Source organism: Streptomyces sp. NPDC048278 (assembly GCF_040652195.1).
Lineage (GTDB): Bacteria > Actinomycetota > Actinomycetes > Streptomycetales > Streptomycetaceae > Streptomyces.
Map to the genome: position 1 here is coordinate 142154 of NZ_JBEZLP010000015.1, position 13479 is coordinate 155632.

Sequence of the window (13479 nt, forward strand, 5' to 3'; positions counted from 1 at the left end):
GAGTCAGAGAATGGAGGCTGCACAGATCGACCAGGTACGGCGGTTCAACCGCACCGTCACCGAACGCGTGGGCGTGCTCCACGACCGCTACCTGGGCCGCGACCGGCCGATCGGCGAGGCCCGGCTGCTCTGGGAGATCGGCGAGCAGGGCCAGGACGTCCGGCGCCTGCGCGAGCGGCTCGGCCTCGACTCCGGGTACGTCAGCCGGCTGCTGCGCTCCCTGGAGGCGGACGGCTTGGTGGCCGTGGAACCGCAACCCCAGGACCGGCGGGTGCGCACCGTACGGCTGACCGGGAAGGGGCGGGCGGAGCGCGCACTGCTCGACGGCCGCAGCGACGACCTGGCCGCTTCGATGCTCCAGCCGCTCAACGCCGGGCAGCGCGCCCGGCTGGTCGCGGCCATGGCCGAGGTCGACCGGCTGCTGACCGCCGGGACGGTCACCCTGGACGTCGTCGACCCCGACCAGCCCGACGCCCGGCACTGCCTGCTGGCCTACTTCGCCGAACTGCAGGAGCGCTTCGACACCGGCTTCGACCCCGCCCGCAGCCTGCTGCCCGACGCGGGCGAACTCCGGCCGCCGCGCGGCCTGTTCCTGGTCGCCCGGCTGCACGGCGAACCCGTCGGCTGCGCCGGCGTGAAGCTGCCGGCCGGCGCCCCGGCGGAGATCAAGCGCATGTGGGTCGCCCCGGCGGCCCGCCGGCTCGGCCTCGCCCGCCGGTTCCTGACCGAACTGGAGGCACGGGCCGCCGGGCACGGCTACGACACCCTGCGCCTCGACACCAACAAGACGCTCGACGCCGCGATCAACCTCTACCACTCCTTCGGCTTCGAGGAGGTCCCCGCCTTCAACGACGAGCCCTACGCCCACCACTGGTTCGAGAAGCGGATCACCGCGCCGTCAGCCGAGCAGCGGTGACGGACCGAAGTCGTATCCCTCCCACAGCCGCCTGGCCTTCTCCTCCGGGTACGCCGTCACCGTCGGGGTCGCGTCCAGGACCTGGGTGGTGCGGGCCTCGGTGTCGTAGGCCGGCCAGCCCGGGTCGCCGGTCGCGGCGAAGGACGTCCACGCGGTGCGGAAGCGGTCGGAGAGGGCCTCGGCCTCGGGGGTGACGCCGGCGCCGGCCCAGAGCAGGTCGGCGAGGTCCGCCTCGAAGGTGCCGAAGAGAAGCGGGATGTCCAGGCCGTGGCAGGCGCCGAGCAGTCCGCCGTTGCCCGGGGCGGCCCAGGCCAGTTCGTAGAGGTGGGCCCGGCCGCCGCCCGCGGTCTGCGCCTCGGCCAGGCGCAGGGACGGCATGGCGAACAGCCAGTCGGTCTGGACCCGTTCGTACAGGTCGCTCGGCGAGGCGTCGGGGTGGGCCGCGCGGTAGGCGCGCTCGCCCGCCGCGCCGCCCGGTGCGAACAGGCGCAGGGCGCCGGTCGCCTGCTCCTCCGTGATCTTGCCGTACATCCCGCTCATCACCAAGAACAGGCGGAACTCGTCGCGGTTGTGGCCGACGAGGAGATCCACGTCCCGGGCGGAGCCGGAGGCCAGCGCCTGCCAGGGGGTGCTGGGGAGCACCTCGCCGTCGACCACCGGGGAGAACGGGGTGACCGTCGGCGCGATCTGGCCCCAACGGTCCACGTACTGGGGCATCTTGGTGCCGAGCGCCTGCCCGGCCTCGGTCAGCCGGCGCGGGTCGGTGGTCGCCAGGTCGGCCACCGTGGGGCGCAGGCCGGCCTCGGCCGCGAGGGCACGGCCGATGTCCTCGGCCAGGTCGAGGGAGAGGAACGTGCCCGGGACGCTCTGCGCGATCGCCCGCCGGAACAGCCCGCGCGCCCTCTCCATCGCCAGCAGGGACGCCACCGATCCGGCGCCCGCCGACTCGCCGAAGACGGTGACCAGGTCGGGGTCGCCGCCGAACGCCGTGATGTTCTCCCGGACCCACTCCAGCGCCGCCACCTGGTCCAGCAGGCCCCGGTTGGCGGGCGCCCCCTCGATCTGGGCGAAACCCTCCATGCCGACGCGGTAGTTGAGGGAGACCACGACCACGTCGCCGTCACGGGCGATGCGCCGGGCGTCGTAGCCGGGGCTGCCGGAGTGGCCCAGCTTGTAGGCGCCGCCGTAGATCCACACCATCACCGGGCGGCGGGCGGCCGGATCCGGGTCCGGTGTCCACACGTTCACCGTCAGCCAGTCGTCGCCCTCGGGGGCCTCCAGGACACCGGTGCGCCCCTGGATGCCCAGGTCCTGCGGGGGCGGCGGACCGAAGGCGTACGCCTCGCGCGTCCCGTCCCACGGGCGTGCAGGGCGGGGCGCCGCGAACCTGGCCGCTCCCACCGGAGGTTCGGCGAACGGTATCCCCCGGAAGACCGCCAGACCGTCCTCCCGCAACCCGCGCACGGCACCTGCGGTGGTGCGCACGACGGGACCCTCGGTGGCGGGCGCGGGCCCGGCGGACTCGTTCGTGATCATGATCGCTCGCTTTCGACGGCTGGTTGCTGCCAGATTGCTGACACTTCCGACGACTGACCGCTGCCGGTTTCACAGCCGGTCACCGATGAAACGTCCGGCGCTTCGCACGAGTGCCGAACACCCCTCACCCGTTGGAGTGAATCAAGGCAATCCAGGTCAGCCGCGCCGGGCCATGAACGCCCTGGCCTCCGCCTCGCCGATCTCGTACACCCCCTCATGGGCCCGTGGATCGCACGCAGGGAACACCTGTCCGCTCGGCCGGAACGGCACCGGTGGCATCGACAGCACCGACAGCACCGACAGCCATCACGAGCCGATAACGAAATGTCCGTGGCAAGTGGGCCGGTTCCGCACCCCACTTGAGACGTTCCGGCAGGTCAGCCTCGCGTCTTGGGGCCGTTCCCGAGGATCTTCCGCACAGGATCCTGTCGTGTTATATCTCAACAGCCCGCCGCCGACCGAAGAGCCGAACCGTGACGAACCACCCGATCCCCGAGCCGGGACCAGCGCCGATGAGCGGCCTGCTCAAGCAGTTGCGGGTATCCCTGCTGATCACCCTCGGGGTGTCCGCCTTCATCGCGGCGGGGGACCTGCTGGACGGCCTGGTGCGCGGCGACTTCCTCGGGGCCCTGGTCGAACGGGCCTCGGGGACGGCCGTCGTCTGCGCCCTCGTCGCCCTCGTCCACTCCGTGGTCTACGGCGTGATGCGCTTCGGGCGCCCCGAGACGCGCGACGTGCGGGGCGTGTGGGCCGGGGTGGGGGTGCTGATGGTGCTCGACGTGGTCCCGCTGTTCGCGGCGGGTCACCTCGTACTGGCCCTCCTCCCCCTCCTGGCCGCCGTCGGGGGCTGGGCCTTCGGGAGGCACACCGGCGCGACGGCGGACGCCGCGCCCTACGGGGCCCTGTTCTTCGGCCTCCTGTCGCTGCCGGTGCAGCTCGTGGTCGCCGTGGTCATGAGCATCGCGGGGTGGCTGTGACCGTCTCCGCGGACACCGCCGCCGCCTGGGCCACCGTGCTGGCACTCGCCGGTCTGCCCGCGATCGGGTACGCGCTCCTCACCAGGCTCACCGGCCGGGGACGCGCGGACGCCGCCCCGTGGCGGGTGCAGGCCGATCCGACGACCTGGGTCGGGGCGGGTGCGGCGGTCGTGGGCCATGTGCTGGCCGGGGTCGCCGTGGTCGGCGAGTGGGGCAGGGTGCTCGGCTTCCTGGCGACGGCGTACATGGGCGGGTGCGTCGCCAGTGCGTTCGTCTATGCGTACGACACCTGGGTGCGCGCGGGCGAGCAGCGGCGGCAGGCCCTGCGCCCCGCGCTCCTGCTCGTGGTGCCCTACTCGGTCGCCCTCGGGTTCTTCGGCCGGATCGCCGGCTGACCCGAGGGCGGACCGGGCAGGGTCGGCTCAGGTCAGCTCAGGGTCTGGAGCGACGCGGCGTCGTAGGACCTGAGCTCGCCCGTGCGGCCGGCCAGGACCTTCGCCGCCCACTCAGGGTCCTGGAGGAGGGCGCGGCCGACGGCGACCATGTCGTACTCGTCGCGCTCCAGGCTGTCGAGGAGGTCGTCGATGCCCCTGGTCACGGAACCCTCGCCCGCGAAGGCCTTGATGAAGTCGCCGTCCAGGCCGACCGAGCCGACGGTGATGGTGGGCTTTCCGGTGAGCTTCTTGGTCCAGCCGGCCAGGTTGAGGTCGGAGTCCTCGAACTCGGGGAGCCAGTAGCGGCGGGTGGAGGCGTGGAAGGCGTCGACGCCGGCGGCGGCCAACGGGGTCAGGATCGCCTCCAGCTCCTCGGGGGTCTCGGCGAGGCGGGCGTCGTAGTTGTCGGACTTCCACTGCGAGTAGCGGAAGAGGACGGGGAAGTCGGCGGAGACGGAGTCCCGTACGGCCGCCACGATCTCGGCCGCGAACTTCGTGCGGGCGACCGGGTCGCCGCCGTAGGCGTCGGTGCGGCGGTTGGTGCCCGCCCACAGGAACTGGTCGAGCAGGTAGCCGTGGGCGCCGTGCAGCTCGACGCCGTCGAAGCCGATGCGCTCGGCGTCGGCTGCGGCCTCGGCGAACGCGCGGATGACGTCGTCCAGATCCTGCGAGGTCATCGCCCTGCCCTCGCCCTCGGTGCCGTCCAGGCGGATGCCGGAGGGGCCGACGGCGGGGGCGTCCGCGAACGGCGGCTGGCCCTGCTTGCGGACCATGCCGATGTGCCACAGCTGCGGGACGATCGTGCCGCCGGCCGCGTGCACGCCCTCGGCGACCTTCGCCCAGCCCGCCAGCTGCTCCTCGCCGTGGAACCGCGGGATGCGGCTGCTCTGCCCGGCCGAGTCGTGACCGACGTACGTCCCCTCGGTGACGATCAGACCGACACCGGCCGCGGCCCGGCGGGAGTAGTACGAGACCACGTCCTCGCCGGGGACGCCGCCGGGGCTGAACTGGCGGGTCATCGGCGCCATCACGATCCGGTTGGGGACCGTGAGCCCGTTCAGGGCGAGGGGACGGGAGAGGATCTCGGCCGCGCGGGAGGCGGGGGGCGTGGTGACGGTCACGTGGGGGGCTCCTCGTGGGTGGGGCGGGGACCCGGGCCGTGCACCCGGGCCTTATACCGTTCGGTATGTGCACACGCATCGAGTGCACGCCGGTGCAAACGACCGGCCAGGCGGTGCGCATTCCCGCTCCCGCGCGGATGCCGTGTGACCCGGGACACGGACCCGCGGCCGTCCCGGCTAGCCGACGAGCAACTCCCGCTCGAGTGCGCGCAGTTCCCGGTCGTCGACGCCCAGACCCTGCTTCAGGTACGCGCCGAACGAGCCGTACGCGTCCTCGACCTCGTCGAAGCCGGAGTTCAGGTATTCGGCGCGGACGTCCAGGAGCGGCTTGTAGACCTTCGCCTGGGCCGGGGTCATCGCGGCGAGCGTGGCGGCGTTGGCCGAGGCGCGGTAGGTGTTGCTGGCCAGGTAGTCCGCCGTCACCGTGTCCCGGGGCACGCCGAGCGCGGTGAGCAGGGCGGCGCTGGACCAGCCGGTGCGGTCCTTGCCCGCGGTGCAGTGGTAGAGGAGACCGTGCTCGTGCTCGTCGGCCACGCCCGCGAAGACGGAGGTGTAGGCGGCCCGCGCGGTGGCACCGCTGACCATGAACTTCTCGCCGTCCACCATCATCTGGACGGCGGCTTCCTCGGTCGTCGGCATGGTGCTGGTCATGCTGGACCCGGCCAGCACGTCGGCGACGTGGTAGGTCACCCCGGACGGTACGACGTCGGGTGCGGAGGCGCGCTCGGAGGCGGTCCGCAGGTCGTAGTCGGCGCGGATGCCGAGGCGGCGGAGCTTGGCGACGTCGGCGGCGGTGAGCTTGTCCAGGGCGTCGGAGCGGTAGATCTCGCCCATCTTCACCCAGTGGCCGTCGGCGGTCCGGTAGCCGCCCGCGTCACGGAAGTTGACCGTGCCGTCGAGCTTGATCAGCCGGTCGGCGAGGTGCAGGGAGCCGCCGCGCCCGGGGACGAAGTCGAACCACTGGCGGTCGGCGGCGGGCAGCCCCCGCACGGTGACGTCGCCGGTGGCACCGCCGCGCGCGACGACACGGCCGTGCGCGCGGACGGTCACCGAGCGGACGCCGGGCGCCGTCCAGACGAGCCGGTAGGAGCCGTCGTCGTTCGCGGTCACGGTGGCCGCGGTGAAGGGGATGCGCGAGGAGTGCGGCGCGTGCGCGGCCGGCGCGGCGGAGGCCGCGGGCGCGGTGAGCGTGACGGAGGCGGCGCCGAGGGCGAGGACGACGGCGGCGAGTCTGGTGTTGTTCATGAAACGGATGCTGTGTGCACTTACCGACGGCCGCGTGAACGGCAGATGACTGGCTGAATGTGCAGAGATGGCAGTTTGTGCCACTCGTCACCCGCCCACCGGAATAACTTGATGGCACCCTCAAGTTTTGTTACGTTGAATTTGAGGCCACACTCAAGTTGGGTGGCCGAGCGCATGCTGCCCCACTGACCTGCAAGGAGACCTTCCATGGCCACCCTTCTGCACATAGATTCCTCCGTCCTTCCCGCTGCCGAGTCCGCGTCGCGTCAGGTCGCGGAGACCTTCCGCAAGGCGTGGCTGGAGCAGCACCCGCAGGGGCGGATCGTCCACCGCGACCTGGCGGTGTCGCCGGTGTCGCACATCGACGCCGCCGCGCAGCACGCGGGATACGTCGACCCGGCCGCGCATTCGGCGGCACAGGCCGCGGCGTTCGCCGAACGGCGGGAGCTGATCGAGGAGTTGGAGGCGGCCGACGCGGTGCTGGTCGGTGCGCCGATGTACAACCTGTCGGTGCCCTCCAGCCTGAAGGCGTGGATCGACAACGTGGTGCTGATGGGGCGCACGGCGATGGGGGCGGCGACGGTCGCGGGCAAGCCGGTGACGGTGATCGCCAGCCGGGGCGGCGCCTACGGGCCGGGGACGCCCCGGGACGGCTTCGACTACGTGCAGAACTTCCTTGAGGGGGTGTTCGGGATGATGCTGGGCATGGAGGTCGACTTCATCGTGCCCGAGCTGACGGGTGCTCCGGTGGATCCCAGGATGGCCGAGCTGCTGCCGCTGTTCGAGGCGTCCCGTGAGCGCGCGCACAGCCAGGCGCTCCTGCGGGGCAGGGGACCGGCCGCCCGGCCGGCCGAGGCCGCGTGAGCCGACACCCTCCGGCGCGGCCGAGGGGCAGGGCAGGTGCCGGACGGTCGGCCGCGCCGCGTCTCAGGGGGCGTCGGCGGGGGCCGCGGCTGCCGTCGGGCCGGTCCCTGTCGTCCGGCCGGTCCACGCGGAGTCCAGGGAGCGCATCAGGACGCGGCGCCATCCGGGCGGTGCGGTCGCTTCGCGGTGGGCGGTGCCGGCCATCCACAGCAGGCAGAACAGGTCCTCGCCGGTGAAGCCCGGATCGAGGGAGCCCTCCCGGTGGGCCTGGGAGACCAGGTCGTCGCCGAGGGCGGAGGAGACCGCACAGGTCTCGACCAGCGCGGTCGCCTCGGGGAAGCGCCGCATGATCGCGTCGTTGAGGGCGGGGTCGTCGTGCTGGAGGTCGATCATGCCGTGCACGAAGGTCTCCAGCCGCTGCCGTGCGCTCGCCCCGGCCGCCACCTTCTCGCCCAGTTCCCTGAGCCTGCCGCCCGCGATCTCGGGGACGACCGAGTCGATCAGGGCCTCACGGGTTCCGAAGCGGTTGTAGAGGGTGCCGACGCTCACGCCGGCCACCTTCGCGATCTCCTCCAACGGGGCCCCGAGCCCCTTGGCCGAGAAGACCTCGAGGGCCGCGGCGCGCAGCTTGGCCACGTTGTCCCGCGCGTCGCGCCGCAACGCCTTCGCCTGTGCGGCCATGTCCGCTCCCTCGCATCTTGGGTGCACCCTCGAGTCAGGCGCCACGATTCATCTTGAGGCACTACTCAATTTACCGGAGCGCGGTCCCTTCCCGGAACCGACCGCAACCGGAGCCGTAGCGGAGACGCCGAAGGGCGGCACCCCCCGAACAGGGGGTGCCGCCCTCGGTGCTGCTTCGGAACTGCCGAGCCGTCAGGCTCAGAAGTCCATGTCACCGCCCGGCATGCCGCCCGGAGCAGCCGCGGCGGCCTTCTCCGGCTTGTCGGCGATGACGGCCTCGGTGGTGAGGAACAGCGCGGCGATGGAGGCGGCGTTCTGCAGGGCAGAGCGGGTCACCTTCGCCGGGTCGATGATGCCCTCGGCGATCATGTCGACGTACTCGCCGGTCGCGGCGTTCAGGCCGTGGCCGACCTGGAGGTTGCGGACCTTCTCGACGACGACGCCACCCTCGAGACCACCGTTGACGGCGATCTGCTTGAGCGGGGCCTCCAGGGCGAGCTTCACGGCGTTGGCGCCGGTCGCCTCGTCACCCTCGAGCTCCAGCTTCTCGAAGACCTGGGAGGCCTGGAGCAGGGCCACGCCACCACCGGCGACGATGCCCTCCTCGACGGCCGCCTTCGCGTTGCGAACGGCGTCCTCGATGCGGTGCTTGCGCTCCTTGAGCTCGACCTCGGTCGCGGCACCGGCCTTGATGACGGCGACGCCACCGGCGAGCTTGGCCAGGCGCTCCTGGAGCTTCTCGCGGTCGTAGTCCGAGTCGGACTGCTCGATCTCGGCGCGGATCTGGTTGACCCGGCCCTGGACCTGCTCGGTGGAGCCGGCGCCGTCGACGATGGTGGTCTCGTCCTTGGTGATGACCACCTTGCGGGCGCGGCCCAGCAGGTCGAGGGTCGTGTTCTCCAGCTTGAGACCGACCTCCTCGGAGATGACCTCGCCGCCGGTGAGGATGGCGATGTCGTTCAGCATCGCCTTGCGGCGGTCGCCGAAGCCCGGGGCCTTGACGGCGACGGACTTGAAGGTGCCGCGGATCTTGTTGACGACCAGGGTCGACAGGGCCTCGCCCTCGACGTCCTCGGCGATGATCAGCAGCGGCTTGCCCGACTGCATGACCTTCTCCAGGAGCGGGAGCAGGTCCTTGACGGAGCCGATCTTCGAGTTGGCGATCAGGATGTACGGGTCGTCGAGGGACGCCTCCATACGCTCCATGTCGGTGGCGAAGTACGCCGAGATGTAGCCCTTGTCGAAGCGCATACCCTCGGTGAGCTCCAGCTCCAGACCGAAGGTCTGGGACTCCTCGACGGTGATGACGCCTTCCTTGCCGACCTTGTCCATGGCCTCGGCGATGAGCTCGCCGATCTGGGTGTCGGCGGCGGAGATGGAGGCCGTGGAGGCGATCTGCTCCTTGGTCTCGACGTCCTTGGCCTGCTCGAGCAGGGCACCGGAGACCGCCTCGACGGCCTTCTCGATACCGCGCTTCAGGGCCATCGGGTTGGCACCGGCGGCCACGTTGCGCAGGCCCTCGCGGACCAAGGCCTGGGCGAGCACGGTCGCGGTGGTCGTACCGTCGCCGGCGACGTCGTCCGTCTTCTTGGCGACTTCCTTGACCAGCTCGGCGCCGATCTTCTCGTACGGGTCCTCCAGCTCGATCTCCTTGGCGATGGACACACCATCGTTGGTGATCGTGGGGGCGCCCCACTTCTTCTCAAGGACGACGTTGCGGCCCTTGGGGCCGAGGGTGACCTTGACGGCGTCGGCGAGCTGGTTCATACCGCGCTCAAGGCCGCGCCGCGCCTCCTCGTCGAACGCGATGATCTTGGCCATGTGAAGTGGTCCCTCCAGGACTGGGGGTGAGTCTTCGGACCGCGCCCGCGCCCGCGACGGACGGCTCGCCGACCCGTGGGTTTCTTGCCCCACCCGGCCTGCGGGCCTCACCGACCCGGTCCTTCGTTGTCACTCTCACCTTCAGAGTGCTAACGCCAATGATTAGCACTCGCCCATGCCGAGTGCAAGCGCCTCCCGGGGATCGGGCGCCCGGAGTCCGGCTCGCGCGGGGCACGCCCGGGCATGCCGAAGGGCCCGTGCCCCGGGAGGCACGAGCCCTTCGGACAAGTACAGAAGAACGTCGCTGTCAGTCGGCGCGTGCTTCAGCTGGTCGCCAGCCGGACCATGTCCGCCTGCGGCCCCTTCTGGCCCTGCGAGATCTCGAAATCGACTCGCTGACCTTCCTCCAGGGTGCGGTAGCCGTCCATCTGAATCGCGCTGTAGTGGACGAAAACATCCGCACCACCGTCGACCGCGATGAAGCCGTACCCCTTCTCCGCGTTGAACCACTTGACGGTGCCCTGAGCCATGCCTAACTCCCCTATTACTGGCCCTTGCACAGATCCACACTTCGCGGATCCGGGTCAGACCTCACCCCCCATTGGTTGGGGGCGTGCGCCGGAACGCGTCGACCGCGGCTGAATGTATCTGTCCAACTGCCGTCTGCAACAGGTCAATCGGACGAGAATTCTGGACGGAAGGGGTCCGGAATGTAGCAAGAATTCGGCCGAATTCAGGGCAAGTCGGGCCCCGTAAAGGCCACAAAAGCCGCATATAACCCGCGCACTTTGGCTACTTCTTGCCGGGCTCGCGGTATCGAATACGGGGCTCCCGACCTGGAGATCGGGACCGTGTTCCCCAACTCTACCGCGCTCAACCACACAGAATTGCCCCCTCCGCTTCTCTCACGGAGGGGGCAATCAGATGAACAGTCGGTGATCGGCGTTACCGAAGGTAATGTTCGGTCATTCGATCAGCCTGTCAAGCAGGTCGGCAGGTCAACCGCCGGCGACGGCCGGGATGATGGAGACGCCGGCGCCGTCCGGGGTGGCGGTCTCCAGGCCCTGCTCGAAGCGGACGTCGTCGTCGTTGACGTACACGTTGACGAACCGGCGCAGCTTTCCCTGGTCGTCGAGAACGCGCGCGGAGATCCCGGTGTGCTTCTTCTCCAGGTCCGAGATGACCTCGCCGAGGGTGGCCCCTTCGGCGGCGACTTCGGCCTGACCACCGGTGTAGGTGCGCAGGATGGTGGGGATGCGAACGGTGACGCTCACGTTTTTACCTCCGGTCTGGGCAACGCCCTATTTCTCGGGGGACTCAGGCGAGCCCGGCTTCGCGGAAAGACTCCAGATTCGGGCGAATGGTCGCGGTGAGTCCAGTCCCCGCCACCGCGTCCAGCGTCTTCAGTCCATCACCGGTGTTGAGTACAACGACCGACTTTGCCGGATCAATCAGCCCATTCTCAATGAGCTTTTTGGTGACTCCAACCGTCACTCCGCCGGCTGTTTCCGCGAAGATTCCCTCGGTCCGCGCGAGCAGCTTGATGGCGTCGACGACCTGCTCGTCGGTGACGTCCTCCACCGCACCGCCGGTGCGCCGCGCGATGTCGAGGACGTACGGCCCGTCCGCCGGGTTGCCGATGGCCAGCGACTTGGCGATGGTGTTCGGCTTCTGCGGGCGGACCACGTCGTGGCCCTCCTTGTAGGCCACCGACACCGGCGAGCACCCCTCGGCCTGGGCACCGAAGATCTTGTACGGCTTGTCCTCGACGAGACCGAGCTTGATCAGCTCCTGCAGCCCCTTGTCGATCTTCGTGAGCTGCGAGCCGGAGGCGATCGGGATGACCAGCTGGTCCGGGATCTGCCAGCCGAGCTGCTCGCAGATCTCGTACGCCAGGGTCTTGGAGCCCTCCGCGTAGTACGGCCGCAGGTTGACGTTGACGAAGCCCCAGCCCTCGCCGGCCGGGTCGCCGATCAGCTCGGAGCAGAAACGGTTCACGTCGTCGTAGTTGCCCTCGATGCCGACGAGCTCGCCGCCGTAGATCGCGGCCATGACGACCTTGCCCTGCTCCAGGTCGTGCGGGATGAAGACGCAGGAACGGAAGCCGGCCCGGGCGGCGGCGGCACCGACCGCGCCGGCCAGGTTGCCGGTGGAGGAGCAGGAGAGGGTGGTGTAGCCGAAGGCGCGGGCGGCCTCGACGGCCTGGGCGACGACGCGGTCCTTGAAGGAGTGCGTCGGGTTGCCCGAGTCGTCCTTCACGTACAGCCCGCCGGTCACCCCGAGCTCGCGGGCCAGGTTGTCGGCCTGGACCAGCTTGGTCCAGCCGGGGTTGATGTTCGGCTTGGTCGCCACGTCCGCGGGGACGGGCAGCAGCGGCGCGTAGCGCCAGATGTTCGCGGGACCCGCTTCGATCGTCTTGCGGAGTTCCTCGGTGTCGTAGGCCGAGAAGTCGTACGCGATCTCCAGCGGGCCGAAACACTCCTCGCAGGCGAAGACCGGGCCGAGCGGCACCCGGTGACCGCACTCGCGGCAGCTCAGGGCAGCGGCGGGGCCGAGGTCTACGGTGGAATCCGTGGTGCTTGCAACAGTCTGCACAGCCATGTGAGGCGAGGCCCTTTCTCCTCATCTTCCTCACGACGCATCTCGCCGTGAGACGGATTTGGCACCTTCCCTAGCCGGGAGCCTCGCGAACGATCGACACTGATCGGCGATCTACGAGAACCGACTGGAGGGTTGCCGGGGCTTCAACGGGCCGTTTCCCTCTGCCCCTCTGGATGAGCGGTATGTGGTTGTCAACGCCGGGTGACCCCAGGACATGCGATGGTCATCGGCGTTGTTCAAGACTGTAACCGAAGGCCAGGACAGTTGAGAGAGTCGTCCGAACCGCGAGATGGATCACACGTCGTCGTGTGGCCGTGACAGTGAGGAGCCGCTGACCGTGCTGGAAGAAGTCGAGCGCTGGCTGGCCACCCGCTCCTGGTCCGTAACCGATCGCCCGCTGCACCGGGTCATGGCCGCCAAACGGTCCTCCGGGCAGACGGTCAGCGTGGTGCTGCCCGCGCTCAACGAGGAGGAGACCGTCGGCGACATCGTCGCGGTCATCCGCCACGACCTCATGCAGCAGGTGCCGCTCGTCGACGAGATCGTCGTCGTCGACTCCGGCTCCACCGACCGCACGGCGGCCGTCGCCGCGGCGGCCGGCGCCCGCGTCGTGCACCGCGACGCGATCCTGCCCCGCATCCCCGCCGTCCCCGGCAAGGGCGAGGTCCTCTGGCGCTCGCTCCTCGTCACGTCGGGTGACGTCGTCTGCTTCATCGACGCCGACCTGCGCGACTTCTCCTCCGACTTCGTCACCGGCATCGTCGGCCCGCTCCTCACCGACCCGGACGTGGACCTGGTCAAGGCGATGTACGACCGCCCGCTCGGCGGCGCCGCCGGACAGGGCGGCCGGGTCACCGAGCTGATGGCCCGCCCGCTGCTGAACATGCACTGGCCGCAGCTGGCCGGTTTCGTCCAGCCGCTCGGCGGCGAGTACGCGGCCCGCCGCTCGCTCCTCGAACAGCTCCCCTTCCCGGTCGGCTACGGCGTGGAGCTGGGCATGCTGGTCGACGCCCTGCACCTGGTCGGGCTCGACGCGCTGGCCCAGGTCGACGTCGGCGTCCGCAAGCACCGCCACCAGGACGGCCAGGCCCTCGGCCGGATGTCCGCCGCGATCTACCGCACGGCCCAGCTGCGGCTGGCGCGCGGCCACCTGATCCGCCCCTCCCTCACCCAGTTCGAACGGGGCGAGGACGGCTTCGAACCGCGCACGTACTCCGTGGACACGGAGGAACGGCCGCCGATGGCGGAGATCGCGGAGTACGCGGAACGCAAAGTGGCGTGAG

General features: G+C 70.4%; 13 protein-coding genes and 1 riboswitch. Of the genes, 5 read left to right on the top strand and 8 right to left on the bottom strand.

The window, feature by feature from the left end:
• The first annotated feature begins 10 nt into the window (after positions 1-10).
• A complete protein-coding gene (locus tag AB0D74_RS25990; RefSeq protein ID WP_362591555.1) occupies positions 11-916 on the top strand; it encodes a helix-turn-helix domain-containing GNAT family N-acetyltransferase in 906 nt (301 codons plus the stop codon).
• On the opposite strand, the gene AB0D74_RS25995 is transcribed toward AB0D74_RS25990, so the two are convergent.
• Positions 899-2452: a carboxylesterase family protein gene (locus tag AB0D74_RS25995; protein ID WP_362591558.1), complete on the bottom strand. Its 1554-nt coding sequence runs from the start codon at positions 2450-2452 to the stop codon at positions 899-901. The genes AB0D74_RS25990 and AB0D74_RS25995 overlap by 18 nt on opposite strands.
• A 473-nt stretch (positions 2453-2925) precedes the next feature.
• On the opposite strand from AB0D74_RS25995, the gene AB0D74_RS26000 reads away from it, so the two are divergent.
• Complete coding sequence (locus AB0D74_RS26000) at positions 2926-3429, top strand: hypothetical protein (protein WP_362591561.1); 504 nt, start codon at positions 2926-2928, stop codon at positions 3427-3429.
• Positions 3420-3824: a hypothetical protein gene (locus AB0D74_RS26005; protein ID WP_362591564.1), complete on the top strand. Its 405-nt coding sequence runs from the start codon at positions 3420-3422 to the stop codon at positions 3822-3824. Before AB0D74_RS26000 ends, AB0D74_RS26005 begins: the two co-directional genes overlap by 10 nt.
• Positions 3825-3856: 32 nt before the next feature.
• Here the strand turns inward: AB0D74_RS26005 and AB0D74_RS26010 are convergent, their stop codons facing one another.
• A complete protein-coding gene (locus tag AB0D74_RS26010; protein WP_362591567.1) occupies positions 3857-4984 on the bottom strand; it encodes an NADH:flavin oxidoreductase in 1128 nt (375 codons plus the stop codon).
• 177 nt (positions 4985-5161) lie between these two features.
• Positions 5162-6229, bottom strand: a complete 1068-nt coding sequence (locus AB0D74_RS26015; protein ID WP_362591570.1) for a tyrosine-protein phosphatase — start codon at positions 6227-6229, stop codon at positions 5162-5164.
• A 207-nt stretch (positions 6230-6436) separates the two neighbouring features.
• Between AB0D74_RS26015 and AB0D74_RS26020 the strand changes: the two genes are divergently transcribed.
• The gene (locus AB0D74_RS26020) at positions 6437-7093 is read left to right on the top strand and encodes an NAD(P)H-dependent oxidoreductase (RefSeq protein WP_362591573.1); all 657 of its coding nucleotides are present in this window, start codon (positions 6437-6439) and stop codon (positions 7091-7093) included.
• A gap of 63 nt (positions 7094-7156) precedes the next feature.
• Here the strand turns inward: AB0D74_RS26020 and AB0D74_RS26025 are convergent, their stop codons facing one another.
• From AB0D74_RS26025 to thrC, 5 genes are all read right to left on the bottom strand, one after another.
• Positions 7157-7774 carry a helix-turn-helix domain-containing protein gene (locus AB0D74_RS26025; protein ID WP_362591575.1) on the bottom strand — a complete coding sequence of 206 codons (618 nt, stop codon included), beginning with the start codon at positions 7772-7774 and terminating at the stop codon, positions 7157-7159.
• Between the two features lie 198 nt (positions 7775-7972).
• Complete coding sequence (gene groL, locus AB0D74_RS26030) at positions 7973-9595, bottom strand: chaperonin GroEL (RefSeq protein WP_362591578.1); 1623 nt, start codon at positions 9593-9595, stop codon at positions 7973-7975.
• Between the two features lie 323 nt (positions 9596-9918).
• On the bottom strand, positions 9919-10125 hold the full coding sequence (locus AB0D74_RS26035) for a cold-shock protein (protein WP_019057200.1): 207 nt from the start codon (positions 10123-10125) through the stop codon (positions 9919-9921).
• Between the two features lie 468 nt (positions 10126-10593).
• Entirely contained in the window at positions 10594-10869 is a 276-nt protein-coding gene (locus AB0D74_RS26040) for a ubiquitin-like small modifier protein 1 (protein WP_362591580.1), read from the bottom strand.
• A 43-nt stretch (positions 10870-10912) separates the two neighbouring features.
• Complete coding sequence (gene thrC, locus AB0D74_RS26045) at positions 10913-12196, bottom strand: threonine synthase (RefSeq protein ID WP_362591583.1); 1284 nt, start codon at positions 12194-12196, stop codon at positions 10913-10915.
• Between the two features lie 18 nt (positions 12197-12214).
• A riboswitch (SAM riboswitch) is annotated at positions 12215-12376 on the bottom strand.
• 157 nt (positions 12377-12533) lie between these two features.
• On the opposite strand from thrC, the gene AB0D74_RS26050 reads away from it, so the two are divergent.
• The gene (locus tag AB0D74_RS26050) at positions 12534-13478 is read left to right on the top strand and encodes a glucosyl-3-phosphoglycerate synthase (RefSeq protein ID WP_362591586.1); all 945 of its coding nucleotides are present in this window, start codon (positions 12534-12536) and stop codon (positions 13476-13478) included.
• Position 13479 lies beyond the last annotated feature (1 nt).

Coding starts and splice junctions, on each gene's coding strand:
- thrC (WP_362591583.1), bottom strand. CDS start 12,196: ATGGCTGTGCAGACTGTTGCAAGCACCACGGATTCCACCGTAGACCTC.
- AB0D74_RS26035 (WP_019057200.1), bottom strand. CDS start 10,125: ATGGCTCAGGGCACCGTCAAGTGGTTCAACGCGGAGAAGGGGTACGGC.
- groL (WP_362591578.1), bottom strand. CDS start 9,595: ATGGCCAAGATCATCGCGTTCGACGAGGAGGCGCGGCGCGGCCTTGAG.
- AB0D74_RS26025 (WP_362591575.1), bottom strand. CDS start 7,774: ATGGCCGCACAGGCGAAGGCGTTGCGGCGCGACGCGCGGGACAACGTG.
- AB0D74_RS25990 (WP_362591555.1), top strand. CDS start 11: ATGGAGGCTGCACAGATCGACCAGGTACGGCGGTTCAACCGCACCGTC.
- AB0D74_RS25995 (WP_362591558.1), bottom strand. CDS start 2,452: ATGATCACGAACGAGTCCGCCGGGCCCGCGCCCGCCACCGAGGGTCCC.
- AB0D74_RS26015 (WP_362591570.1), bottom strand. CDS start 6,229: ATGAACAACACCAGACTCGCCGCCGTCGTCCTCGCCCTCGGCGCCGCC.
- AB0D74_RS26020 (WP_362591573.1), top strand. CDS start 6,437: ATGGCCACCCTTCTGCACATAGATTCCTCCGTCCTTCCCGCTGCCGAG.